Origin of the sequence: Gordonia gummivorans (assembly GCF_022513585.1) — a bacterium.
Taxonomy (GTDB): domain Bacteria; phylum Actinomycetota; class Actinomycetes; order Mycobacteriales; family Mycobacteriaceae; genus Gordonia.
The window spans coordinates 17,879-38,480 of sequence record NZ_JAKWBF010000027.1 but is presented as its reverse complement, the minus strand read 5'-3'; the positions used below and the strand labels follow the sequence as shown (position 1 = coordinate 38,480).

17 protein-coding genes are annotated in these 20,602 nt (G+C 66.5%); 5 read left to right on the top strand and 12 right to left on the bottom strand.

Going from position 1 to position 20,602, the window contains the following annotated elements; all coding sequences use genetic code 11:
• Nucleotides 1–305: 305 nt before the first annotated feature.
• On the top strand, nucleotides 306–680 hold the full coding sequence (locus MKW15_RS18210) for a 2-isopropylmalate synthase (RefSeq protein WP_240860627.1): 375 nt from the start codon (nucleotides 306–308) through the stop codon (nucleotides 678–680).
• A gap of 217 nt (nucleotides 681–897) precedes the next feature.
• Here MKW15_RS18210 and MKW15_RS18205 read toward each other — a convergent pair whose 3' ends face one another.
• Nucleotides 898–1,380 (bottom strand): NUDIX hydrolase, encoded by a 483-nt coding sequence (locus MKW15_RS18205; RefSeq protein WP_240860625.1) that lies wholly within the window; start codon nucleotides 1,378–1,380, stop codon nucleotides 898–900.
• Nucleotides 1,381–1,568: 188 nt separating this feature from the next.
• Between MKW15_RS18205 and MKW15_RS18200 the strand changes: the two genes are divergently transcribed.
• From MKW15_RS18200 to MKW15_RS18190, 3 genes are read left to right on the top strand one after another with little or no spacing between them, the layout of a single operon-like run.
• Entirely contained in the window at nucleotides 1,569–3,017 is a 1,449-nt protein-coding gene (locus MKW15_RS18200) for a hypothetical protein (RefSeq protein WP_240860623.1), read from the top strand.
• Nucleotides 3,014–4,015, top strand: coding sequence for a glutamate ABC transporter substrate-binding protein (locus tag MKW15_RS18195; RefSeq protein ID WP_240860621.1), 1,002 nt, complete (start codon nucleotides 3,014–3,016; stop codon nucleotides 4,013–4,015). The genes MKW15_RS18200 and MKW15_RS18195 overlap by 4 nt, the downstream gene beginning before the upstream one ends.
• 4 nt (nucleotides 4,016–4,019) lie before the next feature.
• A complete protein-coding gene (locus MKW15_RS18190) occupies nucleotides 4,020–6,581 on the top strand; it encodes a serine/threonine-protein kinase (protein ID WP_240860619.1) in 2,562 nt (853 codons plus the stop codon).
• 12 nt (nucleotides 6,582–6,593) lie between these two features.
• On the opposite strand, the gene MKW15_RS18185 is transcribed toward MKW15_RS18190, so the two are convergent.
• The 7 genes from MKW15_RS18185 to fgd all read right to left on the bottom strand — a co-directional run bounded on the left by MKW15_RS18185 (nucleotide 6,594) and on the right by fgd (nucleotide 15,130).
• Nucleotides 6,594–7,793: an acetate kinase gene (locus tag MKW15_RS18185; RefSeq protein ID WP_240860617.1), complete on the bottom strand. Its 1,200-nt coding sequence runs from the start codon at nucleotides 7,791–7,793 to the stop codon at nucleotides 6,594–6,596.
• Nucleotides 7,790–9,889 carry a phosphate acetyltransferase gene (gene pta, locus MKW15_RS18180; RefSeq protein ID WP_240860615.1) on the bottom strand — a complete coding sequence of 700 codons (2,100 nt, stop codon included), beginning with the start codon at nucleotides 9,887–9,889 and terminating at the stop codon, nucleotides 7,790–7,792. The genes MKW15_RS18185 and pta overlap by 4 nt, the downstream gene beginning before the upstream one ends.
• A gap of 36 nt (nucleotides 9,890–9,925) precedes the next feature.
• Nucleotides 9,926–11,530: an FAD-binding oxidoreductase gene (locus MKW15_RS18175; RefSeq protein WP_240860613.1), complete on the bottom strand. Its 1,605-nt coding sequence runs from the start codon at nucleotides 11,528–11,530 to the stop codon at nucleotides 9,926–9,928.
• A 3-nt stretch (nucleotides 11,531–11,533) separates the two neighbouring features.
• Nucleotides 11,534–12,082 carry a TetR/AcrR family transcriptional regulator gene (locus MKW15_RS18170; protein ID WP_240860610.1) on the bottom strand — a complete coding sequence of 183 codons (549 nt, stop codon included), beginning with the start codon at nucleotides 12,080–12,082 and terminating at the stop codon, nucleotides 11,534–11,536.
• Between the two features lie 46 nt (nucleotides 12,083–12,128).
• Entirely contained in the window at nucleotides 12,129–12,776 is a 648-nt protein-coding gene (locus tag MKW15_RS18165) for a hypothetical protein (RefSeq protein WP_240860608.1), read from the bottom strand.
• A gap of 68 nt (nucleotides 12,777–12,844) precedes the next feature.
• The gene (locus tag MKW15_RS18160) at nucleotides 12,845–13,807 is read right to left on the bottom strand and encodes a DMT family transporter (protein WP_374247452.1); all 963 of its coding nucleotides are present in this window, start codon (nucleotides 13,805–13,807) and stop codon (nucleotides 12,845–12,847) included.
• Nucleotides 13,808–14,116: 309 nt separating this feature from the next.
• Nucleotides 14,117–15,130, bottom strand: coding sequence for a glucose-6-phosphate dehydrogenase (coenzyme-F420) (gene fgd, locus MKW15_RS18155; RefSeq protein WP_240860605.1), 1,014 nt, complete (start codon nucleotides 15,128–15,130; stop codon nucleotides 14,117–14,119).
• Between the two features lie 133 nt (nucleotides 15,131–15,263).
• Here fgd and MKW15_RS18150 point away from each other — a divergent pair, with 133 nt between their 5' ends.
• A complete protein-coding gene (locus tag MKW15_RS18150; protein WP_240860603.1) occupies nucleotides 15,264–17,225 on the top strand; it encodes an ABC transporter ATP-binding protein in 1,962 nt (653 codons plus the stop codon).
• Nucleotides 17,226–17,611: 386 nt separating this feature from the next.
• Here MKW15_RS18150 and MKW15_RS18145 read toward each other — a convergent pair whose 3' ends face one another.
• From MKW15_RS18145 to MKW15_RS18130, 4 genes are read right to left on the bottom strand one after another with little or no spacing between them, the layout of a single operon-like run.
• A complete protein-coding gene (locus tag MKW15_RS18145) occupies nucleotides 17,612–17,887 on the bottom strand; it encodes a hypothetical protein (RefSeq protein ID WP_240860601.1) in 276 nt (91 codons plus the stop codon).
• Nucleotides 17,884–19,068: an acyl-CoA dehydrogenase family protein gene (locus MKW15_RS18140; protein WP_240860599.1), complete on the bottom strand. Its 1,185-nt coding sequence runs from the start codon at nucleotides 19,066–19,068 to the stop codon at nucleotides 17,884–17,886. The genes MKW15_RS18145 and MKW15_RS18140 overlap by 4 nt, the downstream gene beginning before the upstream one ends.
• Nucleotides 19,069–19,076: 8 nt before the next feature.
• A complete protein-coding gene (locus MKW15_RS18135) occupies nucleotides 19,077–19,463 on the bottom strand; it encodes a YidH family protein (RefSeq protein WP_240860688.1) in 387 nt (128 codons plus the stop codon).
• Entirely contained in the window at nucleotides 19,435–20,406 is a 972-nt protein-coding gene (locus tag MKW15_RS18130) for an alpha/beta hydrolase (RefSeq protein WP_240860598.1), read from the bottom strand. Before MKW15_RS18130 ends, MKW15_RS18135 begins: the two co-directional genes overlap by 29 nt.
• Between the last annotated feature and the right edge of the window lie 196 nt (nucleotides 20,407–20,602).

Sequence of the window (20,602 nt, the reverse complement as noted above, 5' to 3'; positions counted from 1 at the left end):
GAATAGTCATTTGCCGCCCGGCGAACGGCGGGTCTAAGGTGGTCGCCATCATGCTGTACATCGCGAACGCGCTCGTAACCCGCCGCAGCGGGGTCTGAATCTGACCGACCCCCCGCTGCGGGGTCTATGCGTGCGCACGTCGGTCATCTTCACTTCGACCGAAATCGGTACACGCGATGCACAGCCTTCATCTTTCTCAACGATCCTGTTCGTGCGATGAGCACGCCGGTCGGCCCATGGGCGACCCGTTCGCCCGCCGGTACGGCTCACCACTGCCCCGGGGTATGCGCGAGGAGGCATCCGGCATGACCTTTCCAGAATTCATCGATCACTACTCCCCCGGCGGAAGCATCCGACTCGGGTCATGGTCCATGGAGCCCACCCACCACGACCTCGTCGAGTGCCGCGCGACCTTCGCGCTCGAGGACCGGATCATGTCGCTGTTCGCCGTTGCCAGCGGTCCGGTCGGCGCGATGACGTCGATGCTGCACGAGATCGGCGCACCCATCTCCATCGTCAAATCCCACCAGCGCGTCAGCGACGGCCAGATCACGGCATTCCTGCTGTGCGAAAGGGACGACCGGCAGGTGTGGGCGCTCGGTGACGGCACGACGTGCGACGAGGCCAACGTCAACGCGCTTGTCGCGGGTGCGAACCGGCTGCTCGCCGGGAGCGAGTGAGTCTGGGCGGGCCGCCTACCCGCCGAACGCGACGCCAGGCACGTGCGCCCACAAAAAGTAGGGGAAGAAGTTTCTTCCCCGGCCCTTGGTGTCTTCCCCGAGAAATTTCTCGCGGACGACTACAAACCCCGGGGAAGAAACTCGTCCCCTAGATTTTGCGGGCACGACGCTGGCTCATTTCCGCAGGTCAACGGGATTGGTCGCCAAATTCTTCGAATCAGGCCTGCAGGTCGAGACGGGCGATGCGCTCGCGGAGGCCGGGCCAAGCCTGACCGAATCCCGGGTGTAGTGGCAGTGTGTCGACGTCATGTTCGCCCACCCAACGCAGTTCCGCCGATTCGCCGTTGGCGACCGTGCGGACCGGTTCGGACGTATCGGCGATGACGGTGGTGTAGGTCCACCCGCTCGGCGATTGGTGGGTGACCAGCGCCGCGACAACCGTGAGCTGGTCGGCGCGGACCCCTGCCTCTTCGTCGGCTTCGCGCACGGCGGTGTCGATGGCGCTCTCGTGGGAGTCCCGCGCACCTCCGGGGAGACCCCAGGTGCCGCCCTGATGAGACCAGACCGCTCGATGTTGCAGCAGTATTCCGGTCGCACCGCCGTCGAGTGGCGCCCGGAGCAGGAGTCCCGCCGCGCCGTGGACACCCCAATACCGTGAGCCGTCCGGATCGATCACCCAACCGTCGCCGTCCCCGCGCACTCCGCCTCCTCGCATACCGGTTGTCGTGATGCAACCGGGCATCTCCACCGTATGTGAGTCAGACAACCCTCGCCAGGGTCATTCGGTCCGACATATCGGACCTCGATCTCGGGCAGTGTCGAACCCGGTCGGGTACCCCCGACATGGCCTAGGCTGAAACACATACAGGACTGAGAAGGGATCTTGAGGTGACCGGCGACGCGTCCCCGATGCGGACCGTACTCACCCGCGCCGGAAGGACGGTGCGGCCCGGACAGTCGTCGCCCCCGATCCGGCAGGTACTCGCCGACCGCCGCGAACTCGTCGCCGCAGCTCGCGAGCGCGCCCAATCCCCCTTCGCCACCCTGCGCCACTATGCGGTGACGACACCCGGCAAGCTCGTCACCATCCTGATCGTGCTCGCCGCGGCGTCGGTCAGCACCGGGTTGTACGCATCGACCGTGCTGGAGAACCGCACCCAAACCCTGCAGCGCATGATCGACCGGGCCGAGCCCCTGGCCGAAGCGAGTCAAGTGTTGTACTCATCGCTGTCGGTCGCCGATGCGTCGGCCAACGCCGCGTTCATCTCCGGCGGGCTGGAGACCCCCGAACTCCGTACTCGCTACGCCAATGCGCTGGCCACGGCTTCGTCGTCGCTGATCCTCGCGACCGGCAGCTCAGGTGAGCCCGGCGCGGACGGCACACCCGATCGAGACGACAAAGCGGTCGCCGCCGATCTCAACACCCTCGCGGTCTCCATCCCGGTGTACAGCGGACTGGTCGAGACGGCGCGGACCAACAACCGGCAGGGCAACCCGGTCGGCTCCGATTACCTCGGCCAGGCGTCGTCGATGATGCAGGACCAGATCCTGCCGGCCGCGCAGCGCCTCTACGAACAGCGATCGCTGGCGATCGCCGACCCCCAGCGAAGCCTGAGTCGTCCGCCCTGGACCGTCTACGCGGCGCTGTTGGCCGTGCTCCTGGCCCTGATCCTCACCTCCCGCTACCTGGCCAGACGTACCCGGCGCCGCTTCAATCTCGGCGTGGTCGCGGCGATCTTGGCGATCACCACCGGCACGGTGTGGCTCTTGGCGTCGGGGCTCATGTCGGTGGCCGCGACCAGCGACGCCCGCACCGGCGGGGCCGACCCCCTCCGCGAACTCACCGCCGCGCGCATCCTGACCCAGCAGGCGCGGTCGGCGGAAACCCTGGCACTGGTGCGGCGCGGTGATCAGGGTGGGCTCGAACGCTCCTTCGCCCAGTCGACCGAAGGCATCTCCGCCACCGTCGCACGCCTGCGCGACAACGAGGACGTGCGACGTTCGGTGAGTACCGAGCAACTCGACGCTGTCGCGTCCGCGGTGGAGCGCTGGAAGGCCACCGACGCCGTGGTGCGCGGGTACATCGAATCCGGCGCCTTCGGACGCGCACGCACGATGACCGTCGGCGACGACGAGAACAGTTCGGCGACCAGCTACAGCGCGGTCGACAAGGCCTTGGTCGACGCCATCACATCGGCGCGAACCTCCTTCCGTGACGACATCAACACCGCCCAGCGGGTCCTCGGTTTCACCGGCACCGGCATCTTGATGCTCACCATCTTCGCGGCCGCCGCAGTCATTCTCGGCCTGATACCGCGCATCAGGGAGTACCGATGAACACGAATACGATTCGGCGCCGCAGCACGGTCTTCGGCATCCTCACCGCCGCCGCGCTGATCCTCACCGGGTGCGTCACCTTCCCCGCACCCGACGCCCCACCCCCGACCGCCACCGCGATCACCCCCATGCCCGCGGGAGTGCAGACCAACGTCCCTCTCGAACCGCCGCCGAATGCCGAATCCTGCAACGCCACCGAGAGTCTGCGGCCACCGGCCCGGATGCCGGCGCCCGGCCGGATGCCGCCGAGATCGTCGATGGGCGAGATCGTCGCGCATGGACGGCTCATCGTCGGGCTCGACATCGGGTCCAACCTGTTCAGCTTCCGAGATCCGATGTCGGGTGACATCAAGGGATTCGACGTCGACCTCGCCCGCGAGATCACGCGCGCGATCTTCAACGATCCGGGGCGCGTGGAGTTCCGGGTGCTCAGTTCGGCCGAACGCATCGAGGCCCTCAAGACCGGGGCGGTCGACGTCGTGGTCAAGACGATGAGCATCACCTGCGAGCGCCTTCGTGAGGTCAGCTTCTCCTCGCCGTACTATGTTGCCTCGCAACGCATTCTGGCACTGAAAGAATCCGGCATCACCGGTCCGGAGAAACTGGCGGGCAAGCGGGTGTGTTCGGCACGCGGTGCGACGTCGATCGGACGAATCCAGTCGATCCAGCCGCGCGCACATCTGATCAGCACCACGACCTGGGCGGATTGCCTGGTGTTGCTGCAGCAGGGCCAGGTGGACGCGGTGACCACCGACGATGCGATCCTGGCCGGCCTTGCCGCGCAGGACCCGTGGGTTCAGGTCGTCGGCCCCAGTCTCGGCGAGGAATACTACGGAGTCGGAATCCCGCACGGCAAGGACGATCTGGTGCGCTTCGTCAACGGTGTCCTCGAGCGCATTCGCGCGGACGGAACGTGGTGGCGCATGTACAACCAGTGGCTCACGGTCCTCGGGGACAGCGGCGGTTATGGTCCCCCACTCGTGACCTATCGGGACTGATGCGATGACGACCGATCCTGAACCGCACGGGGATTCGCCGACGCAGGCAAGTGACGCCGACGAGTCCGAGCACATCGGCACCCAACGTGTGTCGCTCGACGCGCTGCTCGACGACGAGACGCCAGAAGACGAACACGTCGGCACACAGCAGGTCAGTCTCGCCGACCTGATGGGCGACGACGATGACGATGACGGTGGTCCTGCCGATGGCGACGACTACCAGACGATCGGAAACGAGGACGCCGACACCGATCCACAGGGCGATGCACCAACGCAGGCAACCGAATTGCCGGGTGCCGACGCCCAGACCGATCGGGTCTTCGCGACTCGGCCGCCGGTGGCCGACGACGCGCCGGTCGGATCGGGGCGCCAGACCCGACGCCTCGTACCCAGCCGTCGCGCAGCGGTCCACGAACGGCGGCTCGGCAGCGGGCTGGTCGAGATGCCGAAGATCGTCGACATCGAGCCTGAGGACGCCGTCCTCGACCATCCGGTCATCTTCGAATCCAAACGCGTGTGCTGGCGTTGCGGAAAACCGGTGGGGCGCACCTCCGGTCCGGGGAAGGGCGAGGTCTCGGGCACATGCCCGCATTGCGGTGCGCGCTACTCGTTTGTTCCCGGGCTCGCACCGGGCACCGTGGTCGCCGGCCAGTACGAGATCACCGGCGCCATCGCGCACGGCGGACTGGGATGGATCTACCTCGCGATCGACCGAAACGTGTCGGATCGGCCGGTGGTCCTCAAAGGCCTGCTGAATTCCTCGGATTCGGAGGCACAGCGGGTCGCCGTCGCCGAGCGCCAGTTCCTGGCGTCGGTGAATCATCCCGGCATCGTGAAGATCTACAACTTCGTCGAGCACATCGGCGAACAGGGCGAGCGCTACGGCTACATCGTCATGGAGTACATCGGCGGACGGACGCTCAAGCAGATCACCTCGGATCATGAAGGTGCCGAACTACTCTCGGTGGAACAAGCACTCGCCTACATTTTGGAAGTGCTGCTCGCCGTCGGGTACCTGCACTCGGTGGGCCTGGTGTACAACGACGTCAAGCCCGAGAACATCATGGTCGGCAGCGACGAGGTGAAGCTGATCGATCTGGGCGCGGTGTCGGCGATCAACGGTTACGGACATCTCTACGGCACACCCGGTTTCCAGGCACCGGAGATCGTGAAGACCGGACCACAGGTGGCCACCGACATCTACAGCGTCGGACGGACCCTCGCCGTGCTGACCGTGCCGATCGAGATGCGCAAGGGCCGCTACGTCGACGGCCTCCCCGACCCGTCGACCACCCCGGTGTTCGAGGAGAACCCGTCGTACTATCTTCTGCTGCAACGAGCTACGGCCACCGATCCCGGTGATCGATTCGCGTCGGCCGAAGAGATGACCACCCAGGTACTCAATGTGCTGCGCGAAACTGTCGCGGTGCACACGGGTGTTCCCCGGCCCGCGTTGTCGACGGTGTTCACGCCGCAGCGCTCGACATTCGGGACCGATCTGATGCTCGCGCCGGTCGACGGCTTCTTCGATCCCGACCAGGCCGCCTTCTACGATCCGGTCGACATCGCCCGGGCGCTGCCGGTTCCGCTGGTCAATCCGATGGATCCGGCTGCGGGCCTGCTGACCTCGGCCGCGCTGTCGGACCCGCGGCAAACCCTCGACTCGATCAATGCCGCGCGCGCTGAGGGTTTCGTGTCGCTGCTCGGCCGTCGTGCCCAGGAGGGCCACCCGTCACTGGAGATCGATCTGGCCGAGGCAAGAGCACACCTCGAACTCGACGACGTCGACACCGCCTTGGCGCTGCTCCGCGAAGTATCTGTACACCACGGCAATTCGTGGCGCGTGCAGTGGTACATGGGTATCTGCGCGTTGATGAACGACGAACCCGAACTCGCCTACGAGCGATTCGACGAGGTGCTCAGCGCGATGCCCGGCGAGATCGGACCCAAACTCGCGGTCGCCGGCACCGCCGAATTGATCGGCCGGTGGCTGTCCGACGAGCAGGGCGAGTCACCGGCGTCGGAACGGCGAATCTCGGAACTCTTCGATGTGGCGCAACATCACTACCACGACCTGTGGCTCACCGACCATGGAATCGTCACCGCTGCTTTCGGTCTCGCACGGCTGTCGGTGGCTGTCGGAGACTACGACGAAGCGATCCGCCCACTCGATGAGGTTCCCGCAACCAGCCGGCATTTCAACACCGCCCGCGCCACGGCGGTCATCGCGCTGGTGCACGGTCGGTCACCATCGGAGGTCACCCGCGAGCAGATCGTCGAAGCTGCCCGGCGGCTCGAGCAGATTCCCGACACCGAACCGCGCAAATCCCGGATGCTGCTCATCGTCCTCGGTACCGCGCTCGGCTGGATGCATGAGAACCCCGACGCCGCAAAAGATTCCAGCGAGCCATCGACCCTGCTCGGCTTCCCGTTCACCGAGTCGGGTATCCGCGCAGGGACGGAACGCTCACTGCGTCATCTCGCCCGGCAGACCCGAACCAACCGCGACCACCGCTTCATGCTCGTCGACCTCGCGAACTACGTCAGGCCGGACACGCTGTTCTGATCCGGCGGACTCTCAGGCCACCACGGCGGCAGACTGCCGGGCGATGGCGAGTTCTTCGTTGGTCGGGACCACCAGCACGTCGATCTCCGAGTCGTCCGCCGATATGCGCCGTGGCTCCTTGCTGCGCACAGCGTTTCGCTCCGCGTCGATGATGATGCCGTAATGCTCGAGGCCCGCGAGGGCATCGGTGCGAACCGGGGTCGAGTTCTCCCCGACACCGGCGGTGAAGGTGATCGCATCCACCCGGCCGAGCTCGATCATGTAGGCACCGATGTAGCGGCGGAGGCGATGAATGTAGACATCGTAAGCCCGGCGGGCATTCTCGTCACCGGCCTCGATCAGCGCCGAGATCGCGCGAAAGTCGTTCTCGCCGCACAACCCTTTCAACCCCGACTGCTTGTTGAGCAGGGTATCGATCTGATCGACGGACAGCTTGGCGACGCGGTGCAGATGCAACACGAGGCCCGGATCGAGATCGCCACTGCGGGTACCCATCACCAGCCCTTCCAACGGTGTCATCCCCATCGAGGTGTCGATGGGATGGCCACCGGCAATAGCCGACGCCGACGCACCATTGCCGAGGTGGAGAACGATCTGGTTCAGCTCGTCGTAGTCGCGGCCCAGGAAATCCGCGACGCGATGCGACACGTAGTCGTGGCTGGTGCCGTGAAAGCCGTAGCGGCGGATGGCATGGAGGTCCGCAACCCCCCGGTCGATGGCATACGTGGCGGCGGCGTCGGGCAAACCGTGGAAGAAGGCGGTGTCGAAGACCGCGACCGACGGGACGTCGGGCAGAAAGGTCCGGGCGGCCTCGATACCGATCAGATTCGCCGGATTGTGCAGCGGCGCAAGGGGTGAGATCCGGGTGATCTCGCTGATCACCTCGCGAGTGATGATGGTCGGTTCGTAGAACGTCCGACCACCGTGCACCACCCGATGGCCGACGGCGGCCAGACCCGCTGCCGCGAGATCGGTGCCGTTGTCGGCGAAACATCGGATGGCCCACTCGATCGCGGCGAGGTGGTCGGCGATCGCCGCGGTCTCGCGGATCTCGACATCCCCCTGCTCATGGGTGATCGACGAGTCGTTCTCACCGATCCGTTCGACGATGCCGTCGGCCCACACCTCACCGGTATCGGGGTGTAGGAGTTGATATTTCAGCGACGACGAGCCGGCGTTGAGCACGAGAACGGCACCGGTCAAGCCGCTCACTGCTCGCCTCCTGCGGGCTGCTGGGCCTGGATCGCAGTGATTGCCACGGTGTTGACGATGTCGGACACGAGTGCGCCACGGGAGAGATCGTTGATGGGCTTGTTCAGCCCCTGGAGCACCGGTCCGATCGCGATGGCGTTCGCGCTGCGCTGCACCGCCTTGTAGGTGTTGTTGCCGGTGTTGAGGTCCGGGAAGATCAGCACGGTCGCCCGACCGGCCACCGCCGAATCGGGCATCTTGGTGACCGCGACGCTGGGCTCGACCGCCGCGTCGTACTGGATCGGCCCCTCGACGAGTACCTCCGGGGCACGCTCACGCACCAAATCCGTTGCCACCCTGACCTTGTCGACATCTGCGCCCGATCCGGACTTGCCCGTCGAGTAGGAGAGCATGGCAACGCGCGGCTCGATGTCGAACTGCGAAGCGGTCTGCGCCGAGCTGATCGCGATGTCGGCGAGTTGTTCGGCGGTGGGATCGGGCACGATGGCGCAGTCGCCGTAGGCGAGAACCTTGTCGGCCAGACACATGAAGAACACACTCGAGACGGTCGACACACCCGGCTTCGTCTTGATGATCTCGAAGGCCGGCCGGATGGTGTGCGCGGTGGTGTGCGCCGCCCCCGACACCATCCCGTCGGCGCGGCCGGTGTGCACCATCATGGTGCCGAAGTAGGAGACGTCGCGCATCATCTCTTGTGCGCGTTCGAATTCCATACCCTTGTGCTTGCGCATCTCGGTGTAGGCCGCGGCGAACTCGTTCAGGTGATCCGACGACGCGGGATCGATGATGTCGACGCCGGTGAGGTCGACGCCGAGATCCGCGGCACGGGTGTGCACGGCGTCGCTGTCGCCGAGGAGCGTCAGATCCGCGACGTTGCGTCGAAGCAAACGCCCTGCGGCGCGCAGGATCCGGTCGTCGTCGCCCTCGGGGAGCACGATGTGTCGGCGCTGCGCGCGGGCCCGCGCGATCAGCCCGTACTCGAACATCTGCGGGGTCACCACGGTCGGGGTGCCGACGTTCAACTTCTGCAGCACCTCTTCGGGATCGACGTGCTCTTCGACGAGCGAGAGCACCGCCTCGATCTTGCGAGCCGAACCCTTTGCCAGCCGACCGCGCGTATGCGCCGCCGTGCGGGCGGTCTCGTAGGTGCCCTGTTGGCAGACCAGAATCGGCAGGTTCGGCCGGAGTCCTTGGACCAAAGCCTCGATCATCGGATGCGGTCGCAGTCCACCGTTCAGAATGATCCCCGCCAGCCGCGGAAACCCTTTGGCCGCATTGGCATTCACCAGCGCCAGCAGGACGTCGGACCTGTCGGCCGGGGTGATGACCACGGTGCCCTCGGTGAGACGCTCGAGGATGTGCTCGACGGTCATACCGCCCACCATCACCATGAGCGCTTCCCGATCGAGGAGTTCGGTGTCGCCGCTGTACATCTCGGCGCCCAGTTCCTCTTTCAGCTCGGCCATCGTCGGCGCGACGAGGATCGGCTCCTCGGGCAGACACAGTGTCGGGATACCGGTCTTCTCGAGTTCCTTCTCGATCACCACCAGTTGGTCGGGCGGACAACGATTGGCCACGAGCGCCACCGTCGTCGCATGTGACGCGGCGATCTCCGCCATCAACAGTTCCGCCAGACCGTGCACCTCCTGAGGAGTCCGGTCGGCGGCCTTGAGCGCCAAGATGATCGGTGCCGATAGGTTGGCGGCGATCCGCGCGTTGTAGCTCAACTCCGACGGGCTGCCCACGTCGGTGTAGTCGGAGCCGACGATCACCACACGATCGCACCGCGCCTCGACCGCGTGGAAACGAGCGACGATCTCGGCGATGGCCGCTTCCGGGTCCTCGTGCACCTGGTCGTAGGTGACCCCGATGCAGTCCTCGTAGTCGATGTCGACCGAGTCGTACTCGATGAGAAGGTCGAGGATGTAGTCGCGTTCACCCGCAGCGCCACGCGAGATGGGGCGGAACACCCCGACCCGGCCACCTGTTGCGGTGAGCAAGGCCAGCAGGCCCAGCGCGACCGTCGATTTTCCGGTGTCACCCTCCGCGGATGCGATGTAGATGCTGTGCGAGGTCGGAGTTGCGTCGTCGCCCATGCGTGCCAGCCTAGCCGTTGGGGGTGGGTACGGTCGTCAGAGCAGGATGCCGGGATTGCAGACCCCGGCCGGGTCCACAACGCGTTTCGCGGCGTTCAGCAACTCGACACCCAGGGCACCGATTTCGTCGTGATAGGCGGCGCGATGATCGCGGCCCACCGCGTGGTGGTGGGTGATGCTGGCGCCGGCGGCGCGGATCGCGGCGTTCGCGGCGGACTTGGCGGCCGCCCAATCGGCCAGCGGGTCCTCGCCGAACGGCGCGACGACGGTGAAGTACAGCGACGCACCCGAGTGGTACACGTGACTGATGTGGCACATGACCAGCGGTGGTGTGCCCGACGCGGTCAAGGCATCGGTGAGCGCTCCGGTCACCGACGCCTTCAGGTCGGCCAGCCCCGACCAGAACGTGACCGTCTCCAAGGTCTCCACCAACACACCGGCGTCGAGCAACGGGTCCCGGAGGTACGGCGCCCGGAACCGTCCGGTACGCCACGACTCCCCCGGTTCGGTACCGAGGGGGGTGGCGCCGCAGTCGGTGAGGAGCGCGGCGGCCGCGGCGCGACGCCACCGGACGTCGTCGGGCCCGCCTTCGAAGCCGGTGATCGCCAGGCAGCCGGACGATTCGCCGCCGAGCCGGTCGGGATCGGCGAGGTTGAGGGCGGTCTCGACCTCGTCGGAGAGCCGTAGAACCGTCGGCAGCGGACCGTCCTGGGCCAGGCGTCGGAGGGCACGTGCACCGTCGTCGAAGGAAGCGAATCGCCACCCCTCGAAGACCCGCACCGCGGGGAGTGGGTGAATGCGCAGCCGCACCCGGGTGATCACCCCGAGCACTCCCTCCGATCCGAGAACGAGCTGTCGAAGATCCGGTCCCGCAGCCGATTTGGGTGCGGTACCGAGTTCGATGGTGCCGCGGGGGGTGGCCAGCACCAGGCCTTCGACCATCTCGTCGAAGCGTCCGTAGCCGGCCGACGACTGGCCCGCGGACCGTGTCGCGGCATATCCGCCGATCCCCGCCCCCTCGTAGGACTGCGGGAAGTGGCCGAGGGTGAATCCGCGCTCACGCAAACCCATCTCGGCGTCGGTGCCACGGATTCCGGCCTCGAACGTTGCGGTCCGGGAGATCTCGTCGACCTCGACGAGACGGTTCATCCGACGCAGATCGATGCACACCACACCGTCGAGGCCGGAACGCTCGGGTTCGAGACCACCCACCACCGACGTGCCGCCGGTGAACGGGACCGCCGCGAGCCGATGGTCGGTGCACAGCGCCAGGATGCCGAGCACCTCGTCGTGGCTGCCCGGGAAGACGACGACGTCGGGGGCCGCGCTGACGTCGCCGGCGCGCAGCCGCAGCAGGTCGGGGGTCGAGAAGCCACGCGTGTGCTGGACGCGCTCACCGGTATCGACGACGACGTGGTCGGCGCCGAGCAGCTCGGTGAGTGCGGTTCGGGCGGCGTCGGGGATGGTGGATTCCGGTACCGGGATGTGGTCCGGGTCGACGCCTCGATCGGTTGATCCACCGGCGGTGAGGGCTTGCGCGGCGTCGGGCAGGTGACCGGGATTGTCGGGGTCACCCCAGCGGGGTCGGTGCATCCGCACCGTCGCCAGATCGGTCTCGTCTGTCGCGGTCTCGTCGGACATCTGCTATTTGACGATCGCGCGGACCACCAGATCGGCGATCTCGTCGTCGGTGAGGGCGGTGTCGGGGATGAGCATCAGCGAGTAGATGGTGCGCACGAGGAACTCGGCAGCGCCGCGGGGATTCGGCGTCAGCTGGTCGCCGATCTGCGGCTCGATGTCGGGCAGGGTCTCGTTGACGATCTGGTGGATCAGCGTCGGGCCGCTGCCGGTCGAGGTTGAGACGAGCGCGCCGACGACCTCCTCCGGCTCGTTGCGCAGCACGTACTGCAGCGCCTCGTGCTCGCGGATGTAGGGCAGCACGTTTCTCACCTGAGCACGGACCTTGCCGGCCGCGTCGGACTCGGCGTCGGACCATTCGCGCAGCTTGACCCGCAGCAGCGAGACCTCGCGTTCGACGATCGCCGCGACCAGCGCGTCGCGACCGCCGAACATCCGGTAAGCGGTCGCACGTGCCACCCCCGCATGCCGCGCGACCGAGGTGAGGCTGAGTGCCTTGGCGCCGAAGCGCGACACCATCGCCACGCCGACGTCCACCATGCGGTCACGATCCATAGGAGAAACCGTATCCAACCGTTCGCGGCGCGCGTACCGCGGCAGGTCAGGAAGCAGTCGTGGTGGTTGTCGTCGTGGTGGTGTTGTGGGGTCGCGGGTTCGACGTCTGTGGTCGCGGCGCGCCGGTGGGCCGGACCGTCGTGGTCGTGGTGGTTGTCGTCGGGGTCGGGATCGGGTGGGTGTTACGCGTCGGACGGCCCTCGGGCGGCCGTTGACGCGTGGGCGGTCGGTGGTGCGTCGTGGTCGGGCGCTTCGGCGGAGTGAACGTCGGCCGCGGCGGGGCGACCGTGAACCGCACCCGGCGGTCCACCTCGGGGTAGCCCCGCGTCAGGCTTCGGCACGACACGAGGAACGAGCGCGGCACCCTCGGGGTGAGGCCGGCCGACACGCTTCCGCGGCGACCGGGGCCGAGGATGGTCGAGTCCAGCGGGTACTGCCGGCCTGCCGAGAACAGGTCACAGCGCACCGGAGTGCGTCGATATCCGTTGTTACGCAAGAAGATCACCACGGTGTTGCGATCGGCCACGTAACTGCACGATGGGGCGGGGCCGCGGCCGGCGAACTGACCACAGTATTGCGGCCTCGGTGGTGGCGGTGCCGCGTCGGACGACGATGTGCCGACGATCGCCACGGTGCCCGCGGCACCTGTCGCGAGGGCGACGCCGACGATGATGCCGGTGGTGAGCTTGCGCATGTGTAGGGCTCCTCGGCCGATGACGGGTTGTCTCGCGCGGTCGACCCCCCGACGCCGCGCACTGAAGATTACCCGTCCCCACGTCCTCGGCTCAATGAAATGCGGCTGCTCAATGGAAGGAAGCGACGGGGAATGAAGCGACGGGGAATCAGATTGCGCGTGATGGCGACCCCGACGAGGCACAGCGCCCCGCCGATCAGCCCGGCCGTGGTCGGCAGTTCGCCGAGGAACAACCACGACATACCCACGACGATCGCCGGAACCACCAGGGTGGTCGCGGCCATGGTGCTCGCACGAGTACGGGCCAGCGCATATGCCCAGGTCGTGAAGGCAATCGCGGTGGGGCCCACGCCGAGGTAGATCAGCCACCACACCTCGGCGGTCTCGGCGCCGGCGAGTTCGGAGTAGGCGGTCGGGGCGAACGGCAGCGTCACCACGAGACCGGCAAGCGCACCCAGCCACGTGGCGGTGAGGGCGTCGACGGTGTGCAGCGCCTCCTTCTGCAACAAGACGCCCATCGCGTAGAGGACCGCGGTCGCAAGGCCGAGCACGATGCCGAGCCAATCCGCGTGCGCGCCGTTCGACGCCGACGGCCCCACCGCGATGAGCACCACACCCGAGAACGCGAGCGTCATGCCGACCACGAGGCCGCGCGGGAACCCGTCGCCCATGAATGCGCCCGCGTACTCGGCCACCATGATCGGGGCCAGATTCACCAGCAGGGCGGCAGTGCCCGCGTCGAGGTGCTGCTCAGCCCAGTTGAGCAGCACCGTGTACAGCGCGAACCACGCGACGCCGTAAGCGATCACGAGTACGAGCGCACGGCCCCGCGGGAACCACGGTGTGCCGCGGGTGCGCCACCGCACCGCGATGAGGATCGCCGTCAACGGCACGACAGCGGCCAACAGCCGGCCGAATGCCATCGACCCCGGCGAGAACGTATCGCCGAGCGCGCGGATCGCGACGAAGGCCGACGCCCACAGCACCACCGTCACGAGCGCGGCGACAGACGGCAACAAGCGGGAGGTCATGTGCGCCATTGAAACCGACAGCACCCGGTGCCATCGACTGGTGGCCCGGCAAGATGACTGAGATCGGGCCTGTGAGGGTGTTCCTCCGGGAATATCCCGAAGCTCGGCCCTGAGCGGCCCGATCTCAGTCACGCCGTTGAGGGCGCCAAGAGTAGGGGAAGAAAACTCGTCCCCTACCCTTGGTGTCTTCCCCCAGGAATTTCTAGCGGAAGACTATAAACCCCGGGGAGGAAGCTCTTCCCCTAGATTTTGCGGGCACGACGCCATGGTGTTTCCCCAGGTCAAAAGCCGACAACCGAAGTCGTCGGGTCAGACCGACAACTTCCGCAGTCGGGGTTCGAGGTCGCGTTGGAAGTTCTCGAGGAACCGTCGCTGATCGTGTCCAGGGGCGTGGAAGACCAGATGGTTGAGTCCACAGTCGGTGTAGAACTTGACCTTCTCGACCGCCTCGTCGGGATCGGATGCGACGATCCACCGCTTGGCGACCTGCTCGATCGGGAGTTCGTCGGCGAGGCGTTCCATCTCGGTGGAGGAGTTGACGCTGTGCTTCTGTTCGGCGGTCAGCGACAACGGTGCCCAGAACCGGGTGTTCTCCAGGGCGAGTTCGGGATCCGGATCGTAGGAGATCTTGATCTCGATCATCCGGTCGATCGCGTCGAAGTCGCGCTCGGCCTTCTCCGCTCCTTCCTTGACCGCGGGAATCAGCTTCTCCTGGTAGAGGTCCGCCCCCTTGCCGGAGGTGCAGATGAAGCCGTCGCCGGCCCGTCCCGCATACCGTGCGACGACGGGTCCGCCGGCCGCCACGTAGACCGGGATCGGTTGTGAGGGAACGTCATACATGTACGCACCCTGGGTGTGGTAGTACTCGCCGTCGAAGTTGACCTCCTCGCCGGTCCACAGTTCGCGCATCAGCTTGATGGCCTCGCGCAGGCGCGCGAAGCGTTCCTTGAACTCGGGCCACTCGCCCTGGAATCCGGTGGCGTACTCGTTGAGCGCCTCGCCGGTGCCGACGCCGAGCATGATGCGGCCCGGGTACAGGCAGCCCATCGACGCGAAGGCCTGAGCGATGACGGCCGGGTTGTAGCGGAAGGTCGGGGTCATCACCGAGGTGCCGATCTGCACGCGCTTGGTGCGCTCACCGACCGCGGCCATCCACGCCAGCGAGAAGGGAGCATGGCCACCGTTGTGGCGCCAGGGCTGGAAGTGGTCGGAGACCGCGACCGAATCCATGCCGTGTTCCTCGGCGGCCACCGCGATCTCCACGAGCTCACGCGGGTCGAACTGCTCTGCCGACGCTTTGAAACCGAGTCTGAGTTCTGCCATGCCTCCAACCTACTCACGGAGGGTCGTCGGGCGTGACGGCGGCCACGTCGAAGCGCCCGGTCAACGGTGTTGGGCGCACGGCCAACGCGGCAGGAGTGGACTTCAAGTGAACTTGAAGTTCTAACCTGGCGGCATGAGCATGGAATCTGTCGCGTGGGACATGATGTACAAATCGTCGAACTCCCCGTCCGAGCGTCGTCTGCGGGGCGACCGGATGGCGACGCTGCGCCGCATCGGCGGGTTCGCCCGGCCGCATCGCCGACGCATCGCCGCATTCCTGGTGTTGTCGGTCTTCACCGCGGTGCTGACGGTGGTGACGCCACTGGTGGCCGGACGGGTGGTGAACCTGATCACCGCCGGCGCCGGGAGCGCAGCGAGCGGGCCGAATCACAACGGCGGGGATGGTTCGACGATCGTCGGGTTGGCGATGCTGATCGCGTTCATCGCCGTGGTGGAGGCGGCCGTCGGAGTCGTCGTCCGCTGGCTGTCGGCGAACATCGGTGAGGGTCTGATCCTGGATCTGCGTCGCGCCGTCTTCGACCACGTGCAGCGGATGCCGGTCGCGTTCTTCACCCGCACCCGCACCGGCGCTCTGGTGAGCCGGCTGAACAACGACGTCATCGGCGCGCAGCGAGCGTTCAGCGACACGCTATCGGGTGTGGTGTCCAACGCGGTGACCCTGGCGCTGACGCTCGGCGTGATGATCGCGATCAGCTGGCAGGTCACGCTCCTCGCATTGATCCTGTTGCCCATCTTCGTGATTCCCGCCCGGGCGATGGGTGGCCGGATGGCGGCACTGTCGCGGGAGGCGGCCGAGCACAACGCTCGGATGTCGACCCAGATGACCGAACGGTTCTCCGCGCCGGGTGCGACGCTGGTGAAGCTGTTCGGACGTCCGGAGATCGAGTCGGCGGAGTTCTCTGGACGCGCAGATCGTGTGCGCGACATCGGAGTTCGACGCGCCATGCTGCAAGCGGCGTTCATGACCGCACTCACCTTGGTGTCGGCGTTGGCGCTCGCCCTGGTCTACGGTCTCGGCGGTTGGCTGGCCGTACATCAGCATCTGTCGGCGGGCGCGGTGGTGTCGCTGGCACTCCTGCTCACCCGGATGTACGCGCCGCTGACCGCGCTCGCCAATGCACGGGTCGAGATCATGAGTGCGCTGGTCAGTTTCGAGCGCGTCTTCGAGGTGCTCGACCTCGAGCCGCTGGTCGCCGACCGGCCCGACGCGATCGACGTGCCCGGCGCGGAACTCAGCGGGGTCGTGCCCACCTCGGTGCGACTGTCCGACGTCTCGTTCGGGTACCCATCGGCCGACAAGGTGTCGCTCGCATCGCTGGAAGAGGTTGCCCAACTGGACAACCGGGGTGGCGAGACGATCCTGCACCACATCGACCTCGACGTCGCACCGGGACACATGCTGGCCCTGGTGGGCAGTTCCGGCGCGGGAAAGTCGACCATCGCGGGGCTGGTCACCCGGCTCTACGATGTCGACTCCGGATCGGTCCAACTCAACGGGGTCGACGTGCGAGATCTGAAGCTCGAATCGGTGCATCGCACCGTCGGGCTGGTGACCCAGGACGGCCATCTGTTCCACGACTCTATACGTGCGAATCTGGCTCTGGCACAACCCGATGTCACCGACGACGAGATCTGGGCAGCCCTACGGCGAGCACGGCTCGCCGAACTGGTGGAATCGTTACCCGAGGGCCTCGACACCGTCGTCGGCGAACGCGGATACCGACTGTCCGGCGGCGAGCGGCAGCGAATGACGATCGCGCGAATCCTCATCGCGCAGCCGTCGGTGGTGATCCTCGACGAGGCCACCGCACACCTGGATTCGACGTCGGAGATCGCTGTTCAGGAAGCTCTAGCCGAAGCACTGGAAGGCCGGACGTCGATCGTGATCGCGCATCGGCTCTCGACGATCCGCGCGGCCGACGAGATCGTCGTACTCGAGCAGGGCCAGATCGTCGAGCGCGGCGATCACCCGACGCTGCTCGCCCGCGGCGGACGCTACGCCGAGCTGTACCGCACCCAGTTCGCCGACGAGGTCACCGGTGAGCGGTGCTGCCCGGAGTCGTTGAGCGCCTGAGTATCTCGCCAGCCCTTCGAGGCTTGTCGACTTCGAGACAGGGGTGGCGTCGTGACCAGGGCAAATGCGCTACTTGCAGATCAGCGACCCACCGACCGCCTGCGCGGCGATCGTGGAGGCGGGAAGAGTGAAGCCGTCCAGAACGGACCGTCGATTCGCCGGTGCGTCTCCAAAAAAGTAGGGGAAGAAACTCTTCCCCTACCCTTGGAGTCCTCCCCGCGAATTATCTGGGGGACGACTCCGAACCTCGCGGAAGAAACTCTTCCCCTAGATTTTGCGAGCACGGCCATGACGTATTCCTGCAGTTCAGGAGGCCGAAGGCAGTACTCTTCGGATCAAGGAGCGCAAGGGGCTCTTCGCGCCGATCGCGCCTCAGGCGGCGAGTCTCAGTCGTCGAGGTCGTCGAGAGGGTCGATGAGACCGCGGCGCGGTTTCTTGCCCTCGACCACCGGCGGTGTGAGCTTGCGGCGACGGAACTGGAGGTAGATCAGCGCGATGTTCACCACGATGATCGCGATACCCAGTGCGACCCATAGCCATCGGCCGTCGCGCCACCAGGTGTAGGTGAGCGCGCCGACGCAGACCATCAGGATGATGGCGCCGACGATCGTGAGGATGCTCGCGAAATTCTGTGCGTTGCGCTGGTATTGGTGGTAAGTCATCGGAAGGCGTCCTTTCCGGTCAGGGCCTTGCCGATCATCAGCTGGTCCATCTCGCTGGTTCCCTCGTAGGTCAGTACGGATTCGAGGTTGTTCGCGTGCCGGATCACCGGGTACTCGAGGGTGATCCCGTTGGCGCCCAGTATCGTTCGGCATTCGCGCGCGATCGCGATGGCCTCCCGGACGTTGTTGAGTTTGCCGAGGCTGATCTGCTCGGGACGCAGGCCGCCGGCGTCCTTGCGTCGGCCCAGATGAAGGGCGAGCAACTGCGCCTTGCCGACCTCGAGTGCCATGTCGGCCAGTTTGACCTGGGTGATCTGGTAGCCGGCGAGAGCCTTGTCGAACACTTCGCGGTCACCCGCGTAATCGATTGCGGCCTCCAGGCAATCGCGCGCGGCGCCCACCGCGCCGAAGACGATGCCGAACCGCGCCTCGTTGAGGCAGCTGAGCGGTCCCTTGAGTCCCTCGACCTCCGGCAGCATGGCCGACGCCGGAAGACGGACGTCCTCGAGCACCAACTCGGCGGTGACCGACGCCCGCAACGACATCTTGTGTTTGATCTCGATACCGCGGAAACCTGGTGTGTCCGTGGGCACCACGAAGCCGCGGATGCCGCGCGACCCTTCACCGAGGTCGGTGCGGGCCCAGACCACGGCGACGTCGGCGACACTGCCGTTGGTGATCCACATCTTGGCGCCGTTGAGAATCCAGTCGTCGCCGTCGCGTTTCGCGGTGGTACGCATGCCCGCCGGGTTGGAGCCGAAATCGGGTTCGGTGAGCCCGAAGCAGCCGATCGCCTCCCCCTTCGCCATGCGGGGCAACCACTCGTCGCGCTGTTCGTCGCTACCGAAGGCACGGATCGCGAACATCGACAACGACCCCTGCACCGAGACGAAACTCCGCAGCCCGGAGTCCACGGCTTCGAGTTCGAGACATGCGAGACCGTAGGCGGTCGCCGACGTCCCGGCACACCCATACCCGTCCAGGTGCATGCCGAACAGACCGAGCTCACCGAGTTCGAGAGCGAGGTCACGCACCGGCAACGCGCCGTCCTCGAACCACCCGGCGACAAGAGGCCGGAGGCGGCGGGCGCCGAACTCGCGGACGGTGTCGACGATGGCGCGCTCTTCGTCGTCGATGAGCACATCGAGCGCGAACAGTTCTTCAACGGACTGTGCGGACATCTGTCTCCTCAGTTCTGCAGCACGATCGACACCGCGATCGCAACGGCCACCACCACTATCGCAGCGACCACGAACAGCACTTGAGATGGCCCCGGCATCGGGCCGCCGCGTTCGAGTGCGTTGGTGACCCGGCGCCAGCGCCACGCGCCGATGATCGTGACCACGCAGCCCAGCGCGACCATAATGAGCCCCAGCGAGGTCTCCACGATGGTGTCGGTGACATCGGGTGCGATGTAGACGATCGCGACACCGCCCGCCAGAAATCCGAGGGCGGTTCGGATCCAGGCCAGCAGGGTGCGTTCGGCCGCGAGGCTGAACCGGGCGTCGACTGCGCCGGGGACAGCCGATCCGGATTCGCGGTCGTCCTCAGCCGGCCCGTTCGGTTCGGTCGTCAGCGTTCTTGCCCTCTCTCATCGCCTGGACCACGAATGCGGCGGTCACCTCGATGGCGTGCAATGTGTCCGGATGGTGCACGGCGAGCACTGGGAACGCGTGTACCTGCCACGAGTAGCTGTGGACCGCGGCGTCGACGCCTGCTTCGTCGAGCCCTTCGACCAACTCGATGGCGTCGGGCTCGAGCAGTTCGTTCTCGGCGGTGATGAGCACCGTCGGCGGAAAATCCTCCGCTGCGATGTCCCGGATGCGCCGGACGCCGGTCAACGGGACCGGCCCACGGTCGAACAGCGACTCGAGCTTGCGCATCTTGGACAGCGGAATGTAGGCGTCCGAACGGCTGGAGCGGTCGGGGTTGTCGGCGATGTCGAGGTCGAGCAGCGGCGAGAAGCCGATCAGCGCGACCGGCGCCGGGAGGTCGCGTTCCGCGGCCGCCTCGACGATCTTCGCGGCCAGGAAACCACCCGCCGAGTCGCCGGCCACGACCACCCGCCGGTAGCCACGTTCGGTCAGCAGTTCGGTGTAGGCGGCGACCGCGTCGGCCACCGATGCCCCCACCCCCGCGTTGGGGAGCTGCCGGTATTCGAGTGAGAACACCGGGATCTCGCAGGAGCGCGCCATCCGGGCCGCGATCGAGCGGTGGGTGCCGAGTCCGCAGACGACGAACGCACCGCCGTGCAGGTAGAGCATGGCGGTGTCACTGTCCCGGCGTGACGGTCCCGCCGGGACGATCAGCTCGACGGGACGGTCGGCGAGGGTCATCTGCTCGCGAACCACGCCGCGCGGCTTTGGCCCGACTGCGAACAGCAGGTCGATGAGAAACAGTCCGGCCATCCCGGTCTTGTTCAGCGGCCACAGTGCGAGGGTGGGCTTCAACAACAGCCTGGTGCCCAGCCACATCGGGTACGACCGGAGACTCGGCTTGCGGTGTTCCACGATCGGCATTCGTCTCCTCCTGACCCAACCGGCGGCAGAAATCGTCGAGTATCTCTTGTCGGGACCCTGTGGTGAAACTACACCCGCATGCCCCGAGAGGCCGCGAAATACGGCCGGTTTCGCGCGGAAGGTCACCGTCGGCGGCGGTCGAGACACGGACCACGACGCCCGCCGTTCGCACTGGTGGGCTATATTCTCGAACTCG

Bases quoted from the DNA above. Each gene is read 5' to 3' on its own strand.
- MKW15_RS18190 (WP_240860619.1), top strand. From the start codon at position 4,020: ATGACGACCGATCCTGAACCGCACGGGGATTCGCCGACGCAGGCAAGT.
- MKW15_RS18175 (WP_240860613.1), bottom strand. From the start codon at position 11,530: ATGTCCGACGAGACCGCGACAGACGAGACCGATCTGGCGACGGTGCGG.
- fgd (WP_240860605.1), bottom strand. From the start codon at position 15,130: ATGGCAGAACTCAGACTCGGTTTCAAAGCGTCGGCAGAGCAGTTCGAC.
- MKW15_RS18140 (WP_240860599.1), bottom strand. From the start codon at position 19,068: ATGTCCGCACAGTCCGTTGAAGAACTGTTCGCGCTCGATGTGCTCATC.
- MKW15_RS18170 (WP_240860610.1), bottom strand. From the start codon at position 12,082: ATGGATCGTGACCGCATGGTGGACGTCGGCGTGGCGATGGTGTCGCGC.
- MKW15_RS18195 (WP_240860621.1), top strand. From the start codon at position 3,014: ATGAACACGAATACGATTCGGCGCCGCAGCACGGTCTTCGGCATCCTC.
- MKW15_RS18160 (WP_374247452.1), bottom strand. From the start codon at position 13,807: ATGACCTCCCGCTTGTTGCCGTCTGTCGCCGCGCTCGTGACGGTGGTG.
- MKW15_RS18210 (WP_240860627.1), top strand. From the start codon at position 306: ATGACCTTTCCAGAATTCATCGATCACTACTCCCCCGGCGGAAGCATC.
- MKW15_RS18150 (WP_240860603.1), top strand. From the start codon at position 15,264: ATGAGCATGGAATCTGTCGCGTGGGACATGATGTACAAATCGTCGAAC.
- pta (WP_240860615.1), bottom strand. From the start codon at position 9,889: ATGGGCGACGACGCAACTCCGACCTCGCACAGCATCTACATCGCATCC.
- MKW15_RS18145 (WP_240860601.1), bottom strand. From the start codon at position 17,887: ATGACTTACCACCAATACCAGCGCAACGCACAGAATTTCGCGAGCATC.
- MKW15_RS18130 (WP_240860598.1), bottom strand. From the start codon at position 20,406: ATGCCGATCGTGGAACACCGCAAGCCGAGTCTCCGGTCGTACCCGATG.
- MKW15_RS18165 (WP_240860608.1), bottom strand. From the start codon at position 12,776: ATGCGCAAGCTCACCACCGGCATCATCGTCGGCGTCGCCCTCGCGACA.